At 70.6% G+C, this 18,161-nt stretch carries 17 protein-coding genes; 7 read left to right on the top strand and 10 right to left on the bottom strand.

What is annotated here, in order from left to right:
* Positions 1-123: 123 nt before the first annotated feature.
* Entirely contained in the window at positions 124-492 is a 369-nt protein-coding gene (locus tag ADK66_RS27950; RefSeq protein ID WP_053660518.1) for a chorismate mutase, read from the bottom strand.
* 337 nt (positions 493-829) lie between these two features.
* Between ADK66_RS27950 and pcrA the strand changes: the two genes are divergently transcribed.
* Entirely contained in the window at positions 830-3,235 is a 2,406-nt protein-coding gene (gene pcrA / locus ADK66_RS27945) for a DNA helicase PcrA (protein ID WP_053660516.1), read from the top strand.
* A gap of 135 nt (positions 3,236-3,370) precedes the next feature.
* On the opposite strand, the gene ADK66_RS27940 is transcribed toward pcrA, so the two are convergent.
* Together ADK66_RS27940 and ADK66_RS27935 are read right to left on the bottom strand one after the other, a co-directional pair.
* Positions 3,371-4,159 (bottom strand): M23 family metallopeptidase, encoded by a 789-nt coding sequence (locus ADK66_RS27940; protein ID WP_053660514.1) that lies wholly within the window; start codon positions 4,157-4,159, stop codon positions 3,371-3,373.
* A 274-nt stretch (positions 4,160-4,433) separates the two neighbouring features.
* Positions 4,434-5,138 carry a M23 family metallopeptidase gene (locus ADK66_RS27935; RefSeq protein ID WP_053660633.1) on the bottom strand — a complete coding sequence of 235 codons (705 nt, stop codon included), beginning with the start codon at positions 5,136-5,138 and terminating at the stop codon, positions 4,434-4,436.
* Between the two features lie 431 nt (positions 5,139-5,569).
* Here ADK66_RS27935 and ADK66_RS27930 point away from each other — a divergent pair, with 431 nt between their 5' ends.
* From ADK66_RS27930 to sucD, 3 genes are all read left to right on the top strand, one after another.
* Entirely contained in the window at positions 5,570-5,974 is a 405-nt protein-coding gene (locus ADK66_RS27930) for a cobalamin B12-binding domain-containing protein (protein WP_053660512.1), read from the top strand.
* A gap of 431 nt (positions 5,975-6,405) precedes the next feature.
* Positions 6,406-7,584 carry an ADP-forming succinate--CoA ligase subunit beta gene (sucC, locus tag ADK66_RS27925; RefSeq protein ID WP_053660510.1) on the top strand — a complete coding sequence of 393 codons (1,179 nt, stop codon included), beginning with the start codon at positions 6,406-6,408 and terminating at the stop codon, positions 7,582-7,584.
* Positions 7,585-7,586: 2 nt separating this feature from the next.
* Positions 7,587-8,474, top strand: a complete 888-nt coding sequence (gene sucD / locus ADK66_RS27920; protein WP_053660508.1) for a succinate--CoA ligase subunit alpha — start codon at positions 7,587-7,589, stop codon at positions 8,472-8,474.
* 75 nt (positions 8,475-8,549) lie between these two features.
* On the opposite strand, the gene ADK66_RS27915 is transcribed toward sucD, so the two are convergent.
* On the bottom strand, positions 8,550-8,819 hold the full coding sequence (locus ADK66_RS27915) for a hypothetical protein (RefSeq protein ID WP_053660506.1): 270 nt from the start codon (positions 8,817-8,819) through the stop codon (positions 8,550-8,552).
* A gap of 200 nt (positions 8,820-9,019) precedes the next feature.
* On the opposite strand from ADK66_RS27915, the gene ADK66_RS27910 reads away from it, so the two are divergent.
* Positions 9,020-10,357 carry a DUF6350 family protein gene (locus ADK66_RS27910; protein ID WP_053660504.1) on the top strand — a complete coding sequence of 446 codons (1,338 nt, stop codon included), beginning with the start codon at positions 9,020-9,022 and terminating at the stop codon, positions 10,355-10,357.
* Between the two features lie 172 nt (positions 10,358-10,529).
* On the opposite strand, the gene ADK66_RS27905 is transcribed toward ADK66_RS27910, so the two are convergent.
* Both ADK66_RS27905 and ADK66_RS27900 read right to left on the bottom strand, forming a co-directional pair.
* Positions 10,530-11,120, bottom strand: a complete 591-nt coding sequence (locus ADK66_RS27905) for a DUF4190 domain-containing protein (protein ID WP_053660502.1) — start codon at positions 11,118-11,120, stop codon at positions 10,530-10,532.
* A gap of 26 nt (positions 11,121-11,146) precedes the next feature.
* Complete coding sequence (locus ADK66_RS27900) at positions 11,147-11,443, bottom strand: CD225/dispanin family protein (RefSeq protein ID WP_053660500.1); 297 nt, start codon at positions 11,441-11,443, stop codon at positions 11,147-11,149.
* A gap of 180 nt (positions 11,444-11,623) precedes the next feature.
* Between ADK66_RS27900 and purN the strand changes: the two genes are divergently transcribed.
* Positions 11,624-12,238: a phosphoribosylglycinamide formyltransferase gene (purN, locus tag ADK66_RS27895; protein WP_053660498.1), complete on the top strand. Its 615-nt coding sequence runs from the start codon at positions 11,624-11,626 to the stop codon at positions 12,236-12,238.
* Positions 12,235-13,806: a bifunctional phosphoribosylaminoimidazolecarboxamide formyltransferase/IMP cyclohydrolase gene (gene purH / locus ADK66_RS27890; RefSeq protein WP_053660496.1), complete on the top strand. Its 1,572-nt coding sequence runs from the start codon at positions 12,235-12,237 to the stop codon at positions 13,804-13,806. The genes purN and purH overlap by 4 nt, the downstream gene beginning before the upstream one ends.
* Before the next feature lie 133 nt (positions 13,807-13,939).
* Here the strand turns inward: purH and ADK66_RS27885 are convergent, their stop codons facing one another.
* The 4 genes from ADK66_RS27885 to ADK66_RS27870 form a co-directional block, all read right to left on the bottom strand.
* Positions 13,940-14,971 (bottom strand): ABC transporter ATP-binding protein, encoded by a 1,032-nt coding sequence (locus ADK66_RS27885; RefSeq protein ID WP_053660494.1) that lies wholly within the window; start codon positions 14,969-14,971, stop codon positions 13,940-13,942.
* Entirely contained in the window at positions 14,955-15,983 is a 1,029-nt protein-coding gene (locus ADK66_RS27880; RefSeq protein ID WP_053660492.1) for an ABC transporter ATP-binding protein, read from the bottom strand. Before ADK66_RS27880 ends, ADK66_RS27885 begins: the two co-directional genes overlap by 17 nt.
* Before the next feature lie 70 nt (positions 15,984-16,053).
* Positions 16,054-17,010: an ABC transporter permease gene (locus ADK66_RS27875; RefSeq protein WP_053660490.1), complete on the bottom strand. Its 957-nt coding sequence runs from the start codon at positions 17,008-17,010 to the stop codon at positions 16,054-16,056.
* 18 nt (positions 17,011-17,028) lie between these two features.
* Entirely contained in the window at positions 17,029-17,967 is a 939-nt protein-coding gene (locus tag ADK66_RS27870) for an ABC transporter permease (RefSeq protein ID WP_053660488.1), read from the bottom strand.
* Positions 17,968-18,161: the final 194 nt, after the last annotated feature.

Raw genomic sequence — 18,161 nt, 5'->3', positions numbered from 1 at the left:
CGTCACCACGACGCCGGCAGGCGGTTTCGTCTGTCCGGTGGCCCCTCAGCGGGCCGGTGCGACCTCAGACGCCCGACCGGCACCCGGTGTGCCCTCCGGCGCCCGGCGGGACGCCGGGGGTGGTCACAGCGGGCCGCGACCCGCGCGGAGCAGTAGCAGTGCCAGTTGGGTGCCGTCCGCGCCGAGCGCACCTCGGAAGCGCTCCAGGATCTCCCGCTCACGGGAGAGCACGAGGCGCGTTCCGCCGGAGGCCATCCGGGTCACCCCGACCTCCTGCGACAGCGCGGCCCGCTCCTGCCAGAGCGAGATCAACGCGTGGTCGATCTCGTCGATCCGTTCCCTGATCTGCACGATCCGTGCGGCTGCGGTCGGCTCCACGGTGCCGGTACCGGTGCCGGTGCGGGCCCCGGCCGTGTCGCCGGCCTCGACCGAGGGCTGGTCCGGCTCCGGCACGGTCGGGCCGCTGCTGTGCTCCACCACGTCTGTCATCATCGGGTACCTCTCGCGCTGTGGTGCCCGGTGCCCAGAACCCGGGACGAAAAAGCCCCGGGCTCCAGGAGCCCGGGGCTTTCGCAGGTCTGATCGATCAGGCGCGACCTACGGCAGCCGGACTCCCGGTGCCGTAGTAAAAGTAGTAACGCGCAGCGATCACGCGGTCGAGTATGCCCACGTCGACGGTGGGTGCGCAAGGATTCCGCGGCAAAAGGCGGCCCCTGCCACAGCCGGAGGCGTCGGCAAAGGAGCGCTCACCGCTCGTCGACAGAGGTGCCCGCTCCCGGCGACGGCGCGGTCGGGAAGTGTCCGGCCGGCGGCATAGACTTGTCGCGCGATGCATCCTCTCTTCGACATTCCCGCGTCCCCGCCCGCGCCGGAGTCCGCGCCGGCCCGTCCGCACCGCCCCGGGTCGGCCTCAGCCCGCCTCGACCCGCGTGAGCTGCTCGCCGGGTTGAACGGGCCGCAGCGCGACGCGGTCAGTCACGCCGGCTCGCCGCTGTTGATCGTGGCCGGCGCCGGGTCCGGTAAGACCCGGGTGCTCACCCACCGGATCGCCTACCTGCTGGCCGCTCGGGACGTGCATCCCGGAGAGATCATCGCCATCACCTTCACCAACAAGGCGGCCGGCGAGATGAAGGAGCGGGTCGCCGCCCTTGTCGGGCCGCGGGCCCGACTGATGTGGGTGTCGACGTTCCACTCCGCGTGTGTCCGCATCCTTCGCGCCGAGCACGAGCACGCCGGCCTCAAGTCGACGTTCTCGATCTACGACGCTGACGACTCGCGCCGGCTCATGCAACTGGTCACCCGCGAGCTCGACCTCGACCCGAAGCGCTATCCGGCACGCGGGCTGGCCGCCCAGGTGTCCAACCTCAAGAACGAGCTGGTCGACCCGGAGCAGTTCGCCGCGCGGGCCAGCGGGCCCAACGAGCGGGCGCTCGCCGAGGCGTACACGCTCTACCAGCGTCGGCTGCGCGAGGCGCACGCGCTCGACTTCGACGACCTGATCATGACGACGGTGCATCTGCTCCAGTCCCACCCGCACGTCGCGGAGAGCTACCGGCGGCGGTTCCGGCACGTGCTTGTCGACGAATACCAGGACACCAACCACGCCCAGTACGTCCTGATCAAGGAGTTGGTGTCCGGCACCGACGGGCTGGCGCCGGCCGAGCTGTGCGTGGTCGGTGACGCCGACCAGTCGATCTACGCGTTCCGGGGCGCGACGATCCGCAACATCCTGGAGTTCGAGCGGGACTTCACCGACGCGCGGACGATCCTGCTGGAGCAGAACTACCGCTCCACCCAGACCATCCTCAACGCCGCCAACGCGGTGATCGACAGGAACACCTCCCGCAAGCCGAAGCGGCTGTGGAGCGAGGCCGGCGACGGCGAGCGGATCGTCGGCTACGTGGCCGACACCGAGCACGCCGAGGCGGACTGGGTGGGCCGGGAGATCGACCGGCTTGTCGACGCCGACGAGACCCGCCCCGGCGACGTCGCCGTGTTCTACCGCACCAACGCGCAGTCCCGCGTCTTCGAGGAGGTGTTCATCCGGGCCGGTCTGCCGTACAAGGTGGTCGGCGGTGTGCGCTTCTACGAGCGCAAGGAGGTCCGCGACGCACTGGCGTACCTGCGGTCGGTGGTGAACGACGACGACACGGTGAGCCTGCGGCGGGTGCTGAACACCCCGCGCCGGGGCATCGGTGACCGCGCGGAGGCGTGCGTCGAGGCGCTGTCCAGCCGGGACCGGATCTCCTTCGGGGCGGCGCTGCGCCGGGCCCGGGAGGCGCCCGGCATCTCCACCCGGGCGGCCAACGGCATCGCCGACTTCGTGGCGCTGCTCGACGGCGCCCGGGAGATGGCCGAGACCGGCACCCCGGAAGAGGTGCTGGAGGCTCTGCTGACCCGCTCGGGCTATCTCACCGAGTTGGAGGAGAGCCTTGATCCGCAGGACGCCGGCCGGGTGGACAACCTCCAGGAGCTGGTGAGCGTCGCCCGGGAGTACACCGAGCGGATCGAAGCGACCGGTGCCGACGGCGAGCGGGCCACAGTGGCGGGCTTCCTGGAGCAGGTGGCGCTGGTCGCCGACGCCGACCAGATTCCCTCCGACGACCCCGACCACCAGGGCGTGGTCACGCTGATGACGTTGCACACCGCCAAGGGCCTGGAGTTCCCGGTGGTGTTCCTCACCGGTCTGGAGGACGGCGTCTTTCCGCACCTGCGCTCGCTCGGTGACACCCGGGAGCTGGAGGAGGAGCGCCGGCTGGCGTACGTCGGCATCACCCGCGCCCGGCAGCGCCTCTACCTCTCCCGTGCGGTGACCCGCTCGGCCTGGGGCCAGCCGTCCTACAACCCGCCGTCGCGGTTCCTGGAGGAGTTGCCTCCGGAGCTGGTGCGCTGGGAGCGCACCGAGGGGTCGTACACCTCGTGGGCCGGCGGTGGCGGCGGCGTCGGCGGGCGCGCGGACCGCGCACCCGGCGGTCGCGGCACCTTCACCGGGGGTACGCCGAAGGCGGCGCAACTGGCCCAGCGGCTCGGCGTGGACGCCAGTCGCCTCACCACGGCCAGCGAGTTGCCGCAGGGGCCGAAGGTGTCCGCCGGTGACCGGGTCAACCACCAGCGCTACGGGCTGGGGCGGGTGCTCGCCGTCGAGGGGCACGGCCCGGGTGCCCGCGCGCAGATCGACTTCGGTGACCAGACCATGTGGCTGGTGCTGCGGCACGCCCCTGTCGACAAGCTCTGATCACGGCGGCCTCGGCTGCCCGCCGCTCGGCCGGCCGGCATCGCGCTATTGCAGGGAAAGAGTGGCCTCGGCGCTGCCGGAGGCCACTCTTTCCATGATGTCGCGTGAACAGGCGGACCTGCGAGGTGCGCTCGTTCAGCAGCCCAGGTCGACGCCGCGCGCCCGCATGAACGGCGCGGGGTCGACCTGGTTCCACATGCCCTGGTGCACCTCGAAGTGCAGGTGGGGGCCTGTGGAGTCACCGGTGCTGCCCTCGTAGCCGATGACCTGGCCGGCCTTGACCTTCTGGCCGACGGTGACCGCGAGCCGGCTCTGGTGGGCGTAGTGGGTCAGGTAGCCGTTGCCGTGGTCGATGAAGACGGAGTTGCCGTACCCGTCGTAGGCATCGCCGGCCTTGGTGACGGTGCCGGCGGCCGCGGCGTGGATGGGCGTGCCGGAGGGCAGCGCCAGGTCGATACCGGCGTGCAGGGTGCCCCAGCGTTGCCCGTAGCAGGAGGTGATCGCGGCACCCGACATCGGGTTCACCCAGGCGGCCGTGGGCTTCGTGGTCTTCGTCGCAGCCTTCTTCGCCGTTGCCTTCGGCTTGGCGGTGGCCTTCTTCGTCGGCGTGGGGCTGGCAGTGGCCGACGGGCTCACGGTCGGGCTCGCGCTGGGCGTGGCCGACGGGGAGTCCGGCGCTGTCGCCTCGCGGTCGGAGCGGTCGGCCCGGCTGGCGGCCTCGGCCCGCGACTGCGCGTCGAGCGAGACGGCGGTGGGCGCCGGACGGTCGTCGCCGGTGGTGGCGACGACGACGCCACCCAGGCCGAGGACCACCAGGGCGGCCGCGCCGAGCGCGATGCGGCGGTTTCGCTGGCGGGCGCGTCGCGGCTGTTCGGTGATGGTGTCGGGGGTGTTCTCGTTCTGGACGGGGCTGTCTTCCTGCACGGCGGACCTTCACAGTCGAGGGGGCACTTGACCTCGAAATACTGGTGTCGGACCGAGCTGGAGGGGGCATCGGGACCGGGCGGCCGGTCAACGGCCGCAGCGATGGCTGCCCGGAAATGAGGCGCTAAGAAGCGGTCTGTCCGAAAAAGCGATCATGTGGGGTGGTGCCGTCGGTCACACCCGCCACTGTGATTCGGCAGACATAGGGCGGCGGCCGGCAACGAAAAACCGCCCGGATCGACAGATCCGGGCGGTCAACGGTCGGTACGCAGCGTCAGGACGCGGCTACCTCGCTGTAGATTGCCTCGACTTGCAGCTTGATGTCCACTCCGCGCTTCTGCAGGTAGGGCACCGGGTCGATCGGCTGGCCCTTGACATGCAGCTCGAGGTGCAGGTGAGTGCCGTAGGCGTGGCCGGTCTGACCCACCAGGCCCAGCTGGTCGCCGGCCTTGACCTGCTGCCCCTCCTTGACGCTGAGCGCGGAGGAGTGGCCGTAGATGGCCTCGCTGCCGTCAGGGTGCTGGACGATCACCGCGTAGCCGTAGCCGCCCAACCAGCCGGCCTTGGTGACCAGCCCTTCGTGCACCGCCACGTACGGCGTGCCCTCGGGGACGACCAGGTCGACGCCGGTGTGCAGCTTGCCCCAACGCATCCCGTACGGCGAGTTGAAGTCGTAGCCCTGCAGCGGCAGCATCCAGACCTCGGGCTCGGCCGCTTCCTTGCCACGGCTGTCCCGGGAGGCGCGTTCGGCGTTGCCCGCACGCTCTGCGGCGTCCTGGCTGACCGACGCCTGCTTGAGCTCGTCGAGAACCGACGGGCTGACGTCCTTGGCGTCGGGCAGGGCACTCGCGCCGAGGGCGACGAGGCCGGCACCGACGAACGCGGTGGTGACGACGGCCGCGTAGCGGCTACGCGGGGGGGTGGGGACACGGCGACGACCGCGATATCGATCGGGCTCAGACGACAGGCGCTGGCGCACGCACACCCTCCGTTGTCGGGGTTCCGAAGCGGCTGGTGGACGTCCGTGAAGCTCGGATGAACGTCTGCCAACCGCGTCGTCACCCGTCCATGGACCTGATGACAACCGTGGACACGTTAGCCAACCCCCAGGCGAGTCACAAGCCAGAGTGAATAATTGGCGTGTCGATCTGTCCGTTTGCGTCCACGATTGTCACGCATCACGACGTCGATCGGTGCCCCCGTAAGTGCCCGTTCGTCGCCGAGCGTGACCGGACCGGCGGAGTCGTCCGACTTGACGCCGCAGCCTGCCGAGGTACGCGCTCCGGCGTGGACGCCAGGTCGGTGCGGCCGGAATGCCAGTCGGTTTCCGGCCCGGATTTCCCGCCCCCCGTCGGACGGGTTACCGTTCGTTCAGGTGAAGGCCGTGTAGCCGGTGAAAGGTGTGCGCTGATGAGCTCTCGAATTCGGGTCGTCGTCGCCAAGCCAGGGCTGGACGGCCATGACCGGGGCGCCAAGGTCGTGGCGCGTGCCCTGCGGGACGCGGGGATGGAGGTCGTCTACACCGGCCTGCACCAGACCCCGGAGCAGATCGTGGAAGCCGCCATCCAGGAGGACGCCGACGCGGTCGGCCTCTCCATTCTCTCCGGCGCGCACATGACGCTGTTTCGTCGGGTGCTCGAACTGCTTGGGGAGCGGGACGCCCGCGACATCGTCGTGTTCGGTGGCGGCATCATCCCCAACGGCGACATCCCCGAGCTGGAGAAGATGGGCGTCGCCAAGATCTTCACGCCGGGAGCCACCACCCAGGCGATCGTCGAGTGGGTCCGGCAGAACGTCGGACAGCCCGTCGCCTGAAAGACGGTGCGCCGGGGGTGTCGAACCGGATCCGGGCACGGGGGAGGGGCCGGACGCACCCCTCACACGTCCGGCCCCTCTATGCACGATGCCCCGCCGCCACCCCTCGACCGACAGGGCATCGGCCGTCTCCCGTCATCGCGCTGTTCAGCGCTCCGACACCTGACTCAACGACGCCCTCACGGCCGGGTTACGCACCCGTGCCAACATCGCCCGGACGATTGACGCCGGCCATGCCGTGACCGGAACTCCCACGTCAGGTGTCCGGTTGTGCATTACCGCACACCGCGCACCCGCTCGGTTGCCGGCCGTGCCCACCTCGCTAGGCTGCCGCCAATGGCCTGTGTGAAGTGATGACAGGCGTCAAACTGTTTTTGAACGCTGGTGGCGGCGCGACGGCGCGCCGCGGAGACGGGACGGGACGCGCAATCGTGGACCTGTACGAGTACCAGGGGCGGGACCTGTTCGAGCGGCACGGCTTGCCCGTGTTGGCCGGCGGCGTCGCCACTACCCCGGAGGAGGCCCGCGCGATCGCCGAACGCCTCGGCGGTCGGGTGGTCGTCAAGGCGCAGGTAAAGGTCGGCGGCCGAGGCAAGGCCGGTGGCGTCAAGCTCGCCGAGGGCCCGGATGAGGCGGTGGCCAGGGCCACCGACATCCTCGGCATGGACATCAAGGGCCACACCGTCCACAAGGTCATGATCACCGTGACCGCGGACGTGGCCGACGAGTACTACTTCTCTTATCTGCTCGACCGGGCGAACCGCACCTTCCTCTGCATCGCCAGCGTTGCCGGCGGTATGGACATCGAGCAGGTCGCCGCCGAGACCCCGGACCGCGTGGTCAAGGCCCCCATCGACGCCGTCAAGGGCGTCGACGAGGCGAAGGCCCGCGAGATCGTCACCGCTGCCGGGTTCCCGGCCGAGGTCGCCGACCAGGTCGTCGAGGTAGCTGTCGGGCTGTGGCAGGCGTTCGTCGCCGAGGACGCCACCCTGGTCGAGGTGAACCCCCTCGCGAAGAACGGCGACGGGCAGCTGCTGCTGCTCGACGCCAAGATCACCTTGGACGAGAACGCCGCGTTCCGGCACCCCGACCACGAGGCGCTTGTCGACCAGGCCGCCGTGGATCCGCTGGAGCAGGCCGCCAAGGCCAAGGACCTCAACTACGTCAAGCTCGACGGCGAGGTCGGCATCATCGGCAACGGCGCGGGTCTTGTCATGTCGACCCTCGACGTCGTCGCGTACGCCGGTGAGCGGCACGGCAACGTCAAGCCTGCCAACTTCCTCGACATCGGCGGCGGCGCGAGTGCCGCGGTGATGGCGAACGGGCTGGAGATCGTGCTCTCCGACCCGGCCGTGAAGAGCGTCTTCGTCAACGTCTTCGGCGGCATCACCGCCTGCGACGAGGTCGCCAACGGCATCATCCAGGCGCTGGCCCTGCTGGAGCAGCGTGGCGAGCAGGTCACCAAGCCGCTCGTCGTCCGCCTCGACGGCAACAACGCCGAGGCTGGCCGGGCGATCCTGGACAGCGCGAACAACCCGCTCGTGCAGCGGGTGGACACCATGGACGGTGCGGCCGAGCGGGCCGCCGAGCTGGCAGCTGCGGGGGTCTGATCATGGCTATCTGGCTGACCAAGGACTCGAAGGTCATCGTTCAGGGGATGACCGGCTCCGAGGGCTCCAAGCACACCCGGCGGATGCTCGCCGCCGGCACGAACGTCGTCGGCGGCGTCAACCCGCGCAAGGCGGGCCAGAAGGTCGACTTCGACGGCACCGAGCTGCCGGTCTTCGCGTCCGTGGCGGACGCCATGGCCGAGACCGGTGCCGACGTCACAGTCATCTTCGTACCGCCGCAGTTCACCAAGGCCGCCGTGGTCGAGGCGATCGACGCCGCGATCCCGCTGGCCGTGGTGATCACCGAGGGCGTGCCGGTGCACGACACCGCTTCGTTCTGGGCGTACAACCTGGCGCAGGGCGAGCGGACCCGGATCATCGGGCCGAACTGCCCCGGCATCGCCTCCCCGGGTGCCGCCAACGCCGGCATCATCCCGGCCGACATCACCGGCTCCGGCCGCATCGGCCTGGTCAGCAAGAGCGGCACGCTGACCTACCAGATGATGTACGAGCTGCGCGACATCGGCTTCTCCACCTGCGTCGGCATCGGTGGCGACCCGATCATCGGGACCACGCACATCGACGCCCTGAAGGCGTTCGAGGCTGACCCGGAGACCGACGCCATCGTGATGATCGGCGAAATCGGCGGCGACGCCGAGGAGCGGGCCGCCGAGTTCATCAAGGCCAACGTCACCAAGCCGGTGGTCGGCTACATCGCCGGCTTCACCGCGCCCCCCGGCAAGACCATGGGCCACGCCGGAGCGATCATCTCCGGTTCGGCCGGCACCGCCGAGGCGAAGCAGGCGGCGCTGGAGGCGGTCGGAGTCAAGGTTGGCAAGACGCCGACCGAGACCGCCAAGCTCATGCGGGAGATCATGTCCGGCAACTGAGCCGGTCAGGCAGCAGCGCAGGGGTCGGCCGGTATCGAACCGGTCGGCCCCTGCTGCGTACCACCGGGCCCGGGATCAGTCGTTGTTGTTCCAGAACGGGTAGTTGCCTGTCGACCGGAGGATCGCGCTGCCGATGATATTGATCACGCCGAACGCGATGGCGAGGTAACCGAGAACCGGCGACTGGCCGTACCGTCGGGCGTCGCGGATCGACAGGTAGCCGAAGATGACGCCGAGAATGCCGCAACAGATCAGACCCAGCACGATGCCCAGCACGCCCCAGAGCGTGGTGCGGTCCCGGCCCCTGGCCGGAGGGGGTGGGGGCGGCGGATATGCGGTCGTCACGGCTACCTCCGGGCGATCATGGGCGGCGGGCCGACCCGGGCGTGACCGGCGGACCCGACCCGGAAGGCGGCGACAGGCCACCTCCTCTGGGCCGAGGCTAGACCGGGCCGGGCGGCTTCGACCCCGGTTCGCCCAACTCGCCGCAGTCCAGGCCGGTTAACGGACTGCCACCGTCCCTATGACGTGCCAGAGTAGAGCGGATGTCCCCCGTCACCCCTGACCATCCCAGTCGCCCCGGCGGCGTGCGCGCCGACGACAGGTCGGTCGAGCGCGCCGCACCGCGGCGGCGGGTGCCCGCGCCCCGCGCCGGCGAGTCGCCGCGCAGGCGGGCACCGCTGCCCGTCGCCGCCGGGGTGGCCGCGGGCTGGGCGGCCCTCACCTCGTACCTGCCGGTCGCCGTCGTGCTCGGCCTGGTGCAGCTCGGCGCCGACTCCACCACCCTGAGCGGCACCCTGCGCACCGCGCTGGCCGGCTGGCTGGTGGGGCACGGCGTACCGCTGCACACCGACGCCGGCCCGTTCGGCCTCGCCCCGCTCGCGCTCACCGCGCTCGCGCTCTGGCGACTGACCCGGGCCGGCGTGCACGTCAGCCGCGCGATCGGCGCGCGCGACAGCTATTCACCGCGACAAGCGCTTATCGCCGCAGGCACTGTCGGCCTGGCGTACGCGCTGCTCGGCGCGCTTGCCGCGGTGCTGGTGGGCGCGGGAGGACCTGACGTGTCCCCGGTGCGGGCGGCGGCCACGTTCGCGGTGGCCGCCACACTCGCCGCACTTGTCGGCGCAACCCGGACCACCGCTGTGACCCGACTGCTGAGCACCCGGCTGCCGGGTGCGCTGCGGGACGCTGTGCGCACCGGGCTGGTGGCCGCGCTCCTGCTACTCGGGGCGGGCGCAGGCGCGGCAGGCCTGGCCGTGGCCACCGGCGGCGGTGACGCCGCCGACATGATCGGCGCGTACCAGACCGGGGTGGCCGGGCAGGCCGGGATCACCCTGGTCAGCATGGCGTACGCGCCGAACGCCGCGATCTGGTCGACGAGCTATCTGCTCGGGCCGGGCTTCGCGGTCGGCGTCGACACCGCCGTCCGCACAAGCGAGGTGTCGGTGGGCGCGCTGCCGGCAATCCCGCTGCTCGCCGGCCTGCCCCGTGGCCCCGTGGACGGCATCGGCGCCCTGCTCCTCGCGGTGCCGGTGCTGGCCGGGATGGTGGTCGGTTGGTTGCTCGCCCGCCGGATGGCCCGCCTCGCCGGGCCGGAGCAGGCCCCGCAGCGCTGGGGCGGGCTGTTGGCGCCGGCGGCACTGGCCGGGCCGGTGGCAGGCGTACTCCTCGGTGTGGCCGCCGCGGTCTCCGGAGGGCCGCTCGGTGCCGGCCGTCTGGCGCAGGTCGGGCCGGTGGCCTGGCAGGTCGGGGTGGTCACGGCCGGTGTCATCACGGCCGGCGCGCTGCTCGGGGCCGCCGCCACCCGGACGCTCACCCGGAGCCCCCGGGGTAACCAGCCACGCCGGCGCGATCCGGAGCCGGACCGGCGCGACCTGCCCTAGACGAACGGGCGGTGAATCGTCTGTCGGTCGGCGAGGGCGCCCAGGCGTTGGCGGAGCGCGCCGCCGCCGTGCCGTCCCGGTCGACATCGCTCGCTGGGCGCGGCCCGCAGGTGCTGGGGACGGCGCGGGGCGCCCCGGACGAATCCGGAGCGCCCCGTCAGGACCGGACCGATCAGGGCTGGTTCGGCAGGTTGATGTTCGCGAAGATGCCCAGGATGATCAGCAGGATGCCCAGGACGGCACCGACGGCGCCGCAGATGAGACCCGCCTTGGCCTGGCCGCCGTTGCTGGCCTGGCCCTGAGCGGCCTTCTGCTGGCCCAGGTAACCGGTCACCACAGCGGCGATGCCGACCGGGATGCCCAGGTACAGGCAGCAGACCAGCGGGATCGACGCGATGCCGAGGATCATCGACACCAGGCCGAGGGTGTTGTTCTGGCCCTGCTGCTGCGGGTACCCGGCGTTCGGGTAGCCGGGAGCGCCACCGTACTGCGGCTGCTGACCGTACGGGTCCTGCGGCTGCTGGCCGTAGGGCTGGCCCGAGGTGGGCTGCTGGCCGTACTGCTGACCGTACGGGTCCGGCGACTGCTGGCCGTAGGGCTGACCCGAGGTCGGCTGCTGACCGTACGGCTGGCCCGAGGTGGGCTGCTGGCCGTAGGGGGCGGCCGGCGGCTGACCGTACGGGTCGTGCGGCGGCTGGGGTGCGGTCGGGTCCGGGTTGGGCTGCTGGCCGTACGGGTCCTGACCGGGGTTGCCGGGCTGCATTCGAGAAGCTCCTTGGAATCGTTCCGTTAGTTACTGCTGCTGTTCTCACTCATGATCGCGCCCAGACCGCCCAACGCGCAGCACAGCAGCACGATGACATACCACGCAATGCCGACGATAAGTGCCCACTTGGACCACTTGCGTGATTCTGCGGCCGCGGCCTGGGCCCCGGCGTAGTCGCCCTGCTGGAGCAGCGGGTTGACCTTCGACGCGTTGATGATCGCTGGGATGGCCAGCGGCCAGAAGAGGAAGACAGCGACAATCGACATCGTCATGTTGTTGTCGACCGACGGTTGCTGCTGGGGGTGGTGATCGGGCTGCATGGGGGTGCTCCTCATTCCAACGACACGCCTGGCGTGCCGGAACAGTGACGTGGTGCGGGGCCGGCACGGTGTCCAGCCCGGGCGACCGGCAGCGTACCTGGTCGATGCCCGTCGAATCTGTCAGAGATCGGCGCGCCGCCCAGCCGGAGAGCGTCCTGACCTGCCCGATAGGGTGGCCCGGTGACCGCGTCCGCCGCCCGCCTCGTCGTCCTCGTCTCCGGCTCCGGAAGCAACCTGCAGGCACTGCTGGACGCCGCCGCCGACCCCGCGTACGGCGCGCAGGTGGTGGCGGTCGGCGCGGACCGCGACGGCATCGCGGGCCTGGACCGGGCGGAGGCCGCGGGTGTGCCGACCTTCGTCGAGCGGGTCGGCGACCATGAGACGCGGGAGGACTGGGACCGGGCGCTCACCGCGCACGTCGCGAAGCACCAGCCCGACCTGGTCATCTCCGCAGGCTTCCTCAAGCTTGTCGGCGAGCATTTCCTTACCGCCTTCGGTGACCGCTACCTCAACACCCACAACACCCTGCTGCCGGCGTTTCCCGGCATCCACGGCCCACGGGACGCCCTCGCCTACGGCGTGAAGCTCACCGGGGCCACGCTCTTCTTCGTCGACGCCGGCATGGACACCGGGCCGATCGTGGCGCAGGTCGCGGTGCCGGTGCTCGACGACGACGACGTGGACGCGCTCACCGAGCGCATCAAGGAAGCTGAGCGCCGCCAGCTCGTCGAGCAGGTCGGCCGCCTGGTCCGCGAAGGCTGGACCATCACCGGAAGGAAGGTCACGGTTCCGTGAGTTCCACTCAGGACGGGCGCCGCCCGATCAGGCGGGCGCTGGTCAGCGTCTACGACAAGACCGGGCTGGTCGAGCTGGCGCAGGCCCTGCACGCCGCCGGTGTGGAGATCGTCTCCACCGGCAGCACGGCGGGCACCATCGCCGCCGCCGGGGTGCCGGTGACGCCGGTGGAGACGGTGACCGGTTTTCCCGAGGTGCTCGACGGCCGCGTGAAGACTCTGCACCCGAAGGTGCACGCTGGTCTTCTCGCCGACCTGCGCAAGGACGCCCACGTGGCGCAGCTCGACGAGCTGGGGGTGGCGGCGTTCGACCTGCTGGTCTCCAACCTCTACCCGTTCCAGGCGACGGTCGCCTCCGGCGCCGGCGTCGAGGAGTGCGTGGAGCAGATCGACATCGGTGGGCCGGCCATGGTGCGGGCCGCCGCCAAGAACCACGCCTCGGTGGCGGTGCTGACCGACCCGGCGGGATACCCGGCGCTGCTCGGCGCGCTCAGCGAGGGCGGCTTCACACTGGCCCAGCGCCGCGCGCTGGCCGCCCGCGCGTACGCCGACATCGCCGAGTACGACGTGGCCGTGGCCCAGTGGTGTGCCCGGGAGCTGGCCCCGGCCGACGACTCCTGGCCGGCGTTCGCGGGGACGGCGCTGCGGAAGTCGACGGTGCTGCGCTACGGGGAGAACCCGCACCAGCCCGCCGCGCTCTACACCGACCCGGACGCCCCGGCAGGGCTGGCGCAGGCAGAGCAGTTGCACGGCAAGGAGATGTCGTACAACAACTACGTCGACGCGGACGCCGCCTGGCGGGCCGCGAACGACTTCGCCGACCAGCCGGCCGTGGCGATCATCAAGCACGCCAACCCGTGTGGCATCGCCGTGGGCGCGGACGTGGCCGAGGCGCACCGCAGGGCGCACGCCTGCGACCCGGTGTCGGCGTTCGGCGGCGTGATCGCGGTCAACCGCCCGGTCTCGGTCGAGCTGGCCCAGCAGGTGGCCGAGATCTTCACCGAGGTGGTCGTCGCTCCCGGCTTCGACGAGGGCGCGGTCGAGGTGTTGCAGGGCAAGAAGAACATCCGCCTGCTGCGCGCGCCGGTGTGGACCCCGGCGACTGTCGAGTGGCGGCCGGTGACCGGTGGCGTGCTGACCCAGGTCGCCGACCGGGTGGACGCTCTCGGTGACGACCCGGCCAACTGGCAGTTGGCGACCGGCGAGGCCGCGGACGAGGAACTGCTGCGTGACCTGGCGTTCGCCTGGCGGGCGGTGCGCGCAGTGAAGAGCAACGCGATCCTGCTCGCCAAGGACGGCGCCACAGTCGGCGTCGGCATGGGTCAGGTCAACCGGGTCGACTCGGCGCAGCTCGCGGTCAGCCGCGCCGGCGCCGACCGGGCACGCGGCTCGGTGGCAGCCTCGGACGCGTTCTTCCCGTTCGCCGACGGCGCGCAGATCCTCATCGACGCCGGCGTCCGCGCCATCGTCCAGCCCGGCGGCTCGATCCGCGACGAAGAGGTAATCGCGGCGGCCAAGAAGGCCAACGTAACGATGTACCTAACCAAAACCCGCCACTTCTTCCACTAACCGCGCTGCCCCCTGCCCCGCCCCACCCCCACCTCGTCGATCATGGAGTTGTGGTGCCCCGCAAAAGGGGTATCGGCTGAGAAATCGCCCACCACAACTCCATGATCGACGCGCCATGCGGGGCGCGGACAGGTTACGGGGTTGCGGGGCGTAGTTCTGCGAAGTGGCAGGCGGACGGGTGAGGGTCCGCGGCGCGGGGCACGGTTTGCGGGTCCTCGACCGCGCAGATCTCCTGGGCCTTCCAGCAGCGGGTGCGGAAGTGGCAGCCGCTCGGCGGGTCGGCCGGGCTGGGCACGTCGCCGACCAGGCGGATCATGTTGCGCTGGTCGCGTACCTCCGGGTCCGGCACCGGCACGGCCGAGAGCAACGCCTGGGTGTACGGGTGGGTGGCGCGCTCGTAGATCTCGTCCTCGGTGCCGATCTCGACGATCCGGCCGAGGTACATGACCGCTACCCGGTCGGCGATGTGCCGTACCACCGACAGGTCGTGCGCGATGAAGATGTAGGAGAGCCCGAACTCGTCCTGGAGCTGCTCCAGCAGGTTGATCACCTGGGCCTGGATGGAGACGTCGAGCGCCGAGACCGGCTCGTCGCAGACGATCACCTCGGGGCGCAGCGCGAGGGCGCGGGCGATGCCGATGCGCTGGCGCTGACCGCCGGAGAACTGGTGCGGGTACCTGTTGATGTGCTCCGGGTTGAGCCCGACGACGTCCAGCAGCTCCTGGACCCGCTTCTGCTTGCTGCCCTTCGGCGCCGCGTCGCGGTGGATCTCGAACGGCTCGCCGATGATGTCGCCGACGGTCATCCGCGGGTTCAGCGAGGTGTACGGGTCCTGCATGACCATCTGCATGTTGCGGCGCAGTCGACGCAGTTCGCCGCCGGAGGCCTTGAACAGGTCCTTGCCCTCCAGGGTGGCCCGCCCGGAGGTGGGTGTCTCCAGCCGCATGAGCAGCCGGGCGAGTGTGGACTTGCCGCAGCCGGACTCGCCGACCACGCCGAGCGTCTCGCCCCGGCGCAGCTCGAAGCTCACACCGTCGACGGCCTTCACCGCGCCGATCTGCCTCTGGAACAGCACGCCCTGGGTGATCGGGAAGTGCTTCACGAGGTTGTCGACGGAGAGGATGGTCTCGCCCCGGACCTTCGTGGGGCTAGCGGGCGCTGTCATCACGGACCTCCTGCGCGAAGTGGCAAGCGCTGGTCCGGCCGTCGCCGAGGACCAGGTCGTGCGGCACCACGTCCACGCAGACCTGCTGGACGTACGGGCAGCGGGGGTGGAACGGGCAGCCGGAGGGGATGCGCATCAGGTTCGGCGGCAACCCCTTGATCGTCGACAGTTCCTGGCCGCGGACGTCCATCCGCGGGATCGATTCCAACAACCCCTTCGTGTACGGGTGGGCGGGCGCCTTGTAGAGCGAACGGACGTCGGCGTGCTCGACGATCCGGCCGGCGTACATGACGGCGATCCGGTCCGCGACGCCGGCGACGACTCCCAGGTCGTGGGTGATCAGGATCATGGCCATGTTGAGGTCGCGGCGCAGGTCGGCCAGCAGGTCCATGATCTGGGCCTGCACTGTGACGTCGAGGGCAGTGGTGGGTTCGTCGGCGATGAGCACCTTCGGGTCGAGCGCCAGCGCCATGGCGATCATGACGCGCTGCCGCATGCCGCCGGAGAACTGGTGCGGATAGTCGCCGACCCGCTTGGCGGCCCCGGGGATCTTGACCAGGTCCATGAGTTCGATGGCCCGGCGGCGGGCGTCGCTCCGGGACATGCCGGCGCGCTGGCGCAGTGTCTCGCCGATCTGCCAGCCGACCGGGAAGACCGGGTTCAGCGCCGAGAGCGCGTCCTGGAAGATCATCGCGATCTCCTTGCCGCGTACCTGCCTGCGCTGCTCCTCGGAGCCGGTGAGCAGGTCCTGACCCCGGTAGAGGATCTGGCCGGAGCGGACGAAGGCGGGCGGCGTGTCCAGGATGCCCATGATCGCCTGGGCGGTGACGGACTTGCCGGAGCCGGATTCGCCGAGCACCGCGAGGGTCTCCCCGGCGTCCAGGTGGTACGACACGCCGTTGATCACCCGGGCCACGCCCTCGTTGGTGCGGAACTCGACGTGCAGGTCCCGCAGCTCCAGCAGGTGGCCGCCCTCGGGTGTGGCGGAGGCGGGCGTCGGTTGGACGGTCATGACAGTGTCTGCCTTTCGCTCGCGACTGCGGGGCTCGCTTCGCTCACTCCTCGCGCTCGCACGGAGGATCTCACCGCAGCTTCGGGTCGAAGGCGTCACGGATCGCGTCGCCGAGCATGATGAACGCCAGCACGGTCAGCGCGAGGAAGGCCGACGGGACGATCAGCGGCATCGCCGCCTCCCGCATGTGGATCCGGCCGGTGTCGATGTCCTGGCCCCACGAGATGGTCGGCGCTTTCAGGCCGATGCCCAGGAACGACAGCGTGGCCTCGGCGGCGATGAACGAGCCGAGCGCGATCGTCAGCACCACGATGGCCGGGGCCAACGAGTTCGGCAGGATGTGCCGCCACATGATCCGGCCATTGCCGGCGCCGAGCATCCGGGCCGCCGCCACGTAGTCCTGTTCCTTGGCGGTGATGACCGAGGAGCGGACGACGCGGGCTGCCGTGGTCCAGCCGAGGATGGCCAGGACGAAGATCACCGCGGCGATCCGGGCGTTCTCGCTGTCGCTGGAGACGCGCTTGAGCAGCACGATCGCCGCCAGCAGCAGCGGGATGCCGAGCACCACGTCGATCACCCGGGAGAGCACCGCGTCGATCCAACGGCCGAAGTACCCGGCGAGCATGCCGACCGTCAGCGCGATCACCCCGGTGCCGAGCGCGGCGAGCGCGCCGACAAGCAGCGAGGCCCGCGTGCCGTAGACCGCCCGGGAGTACGTGTCGCAGCCCTGGAAGTCGTACCCGAAGATGGCTCCGCCGGACGGCCCGGCGTGCTGCCGGGACAGCAGGCAGTCGTTCGGGCTGTTGGCCGTGAACAGGCCGGGGGCGAGGGCCATCAGGGTGAAGACGACGACAAGCGTCAGCGAGATCCAGAAGATCGGGTTGCGGCGCAGGTCGCGCCACGCGTCGCCGGCAAGGCTGCGCGGTCTCTGCGGCGTGTCGACCTGGTTGGGTGCGCCGGGCTCACCGGAGGGGCCGCGACGTGCCGCCTGGTTCTCGGTGGCGGCCACCGTCTCGAAGTCACTCATGCCGGCACCTCGCTGTGCTCACTCATAGCGGATCCTCGGATCGAGTACGGCGTACAGGACGTCCACCAGCAGGTTCGAGACCAGGTAGACCACGACGAGCACGCTGACGATGCCCACCACCAGGGGGCCGTCCTCGGTGCGGATGCCGCGGAAGAGGTTGAAGCCCACACCGGGGATGTTGAAGACGCCCTCGGTGATGATCGCGCCGCTCATCAGGTTGCCCAGCTCCACGCCGAGGAAGGTGACCACCGGGATGAGCGAGTTGCGCAGGACGTGGACGGTGACGATGCGACGTTTGACAAGGCCCTTGGACCGGGCGGTACGTACGTAGTCGGCGCGGAGGTTCTCGGCCACCGAGGTACGGGTCAGCCGCAGCGCGGTGGCCAGTGACAGCGAGCCGAGCACGATGCCCGGTAGCAGCAGGGCGTAGAACGTCGGTTGGGAGCCGGCGGTGGGCGGGAAGAGCTGCCACTTGACGCCGAGGAAGTACTGGGCGAGCGGCGCCAGCACGATTGTGGGGATGCCCAGCACCAGCAGTGTCAGCACCAGCGTCGAGTTGTCGAAGATGCTGGCCCGGCGGATGCCGGCGATCACGCCGGCGCTGACGCCGAAGATGATCGCCACGGCGAGCGCGATGAGCGCGAGCTTCACTGTGACCGGCCAGGCTGCCTGGAGGATGTCGCCGATCTGCCGGCCGGTCAGGGACTGGCCGAGGTCGCCCTGGAGCAGGTTCTTGACGTAGTCGAAGTAGCGGTAGAAGAAGCCGCCGACGCCTGTCGCATCGAGGTGGTACTTCTCCGTCAGGTAGGCCCGCTGGGCCGGCGTCACCGGCCGTTCGCCAGCGAGCGCCTGGATGGGGTCACCCTGGCCGGCGAACATCAGCGCGTAGACGATCAGGGTGGTCCCGAAGAACGCCAGGACCATCTGGAGGAGGCGCCGAAGGATGTAGCGGAGCATGCTTAGCAGTCTCTCCGGAAATATGCGAAAGGGTCGCAGGACGGCATCTCTGGTCGTACCCGAAATATCGGAGATGTGCCGTCGGCCCCGGTGGAGGTCCGCACCGCCGCTGTCGTGCCCGCGTCAGCGGGCCGGCGGGTACCGCGCGGTTCGGGCCACCCGGGCGTCGTCGCTCGGGTGGCCCGCACCTCGGT

It is taken from the genome of Micromonospora sp. NRRL B-16802 (genome assembly GCF_001279555.1).
GTDB lineage: Bacteria > Actinomycetota > Actinomycetes > Mycobacteriales > Micromonosporaceae > Micromonospora > Micromonospora profundi.
Note: the sequence above shows the minus strand (reverse complement) of the source record. Positions and strands in the feature narration are given on the sequence as shown.

Coding starts and splice junctions, on each gene's coding strand:
- ADK66_RS27950 (WP_053660518.1), bottom strand. CDS start 492: ATGATGACAGACGTGGTGGAGCACAGCAGCGGCCCGACCGTGCCGGAG.
- pcrA (WP_053660516.1), top strand. CDS start 830: ATGCATCCTCTCTTCGACATTCCCGCGTCCCCGCCCGCGCCGGAGTCC.
- ADK66_RS27930 (WP_053660512.1), top strand. CDS start 5,570: ATGAGCTCTCGAATTCGGGTCGTCGTCGCCAAGCCAGGGCTGGACGGC.
- sucD (WP_053660508.1), top strand. CDS start 7,587: ATGGCTATCTGGCTGACCAAGGACTCGAAGGTCATCGTTCAGGGGATG.
- ADK66_RS27910 (WP_053660504.1), top strand. CDS start 9,020: ATGTCCCCCGTCACCCCTGACCATCCCAGTCGCCCCGGCGGCGTGCGC.
- ADK66_RS27905 (WP_053660502.1), bottom strand. CDS start 11,120: ATGCAGCCCGGCAACCCCGGTCAGGACCCGTACGGCCAGCAGCCCAAC.
- ADK66_RS27900 (WP_053660500.1), bottom strand. CDS start 11,443: ATGCAGCCCGATCACCACCCCCAGCAGCAACCGTCGGTCGACAACAAC.
- ADK66_RS27885 (WP_053660494.1), bottom strand. CDS start 14,971: ATGACAGCGCCCGCTAGCCCCACGAAGGTCCGGGGCGAGACCATCCTC.
- ADK66_RS27880 (WP_053660492.1), bottom strand. CDS start 15,983: ATGACCGTCCAACCGACGCCCGCCTCCGCCACACCCGAGGGCGGCCAC.
- ADK66_RS27875 (WP_053660490.1), bottom strand. CDS start 17,010: ATGAGTGACTTCGAGACGGTGGCCGCCACCGAGAACCAGGCGGCACGT.
- ADK66_RS27870 (WP_053660488.1), bottom strand. CDS start 17,967: ATGCTCCGCTACATCCTTCGGCGCCTCCTCCAGATGGTCCTGGCGTTC.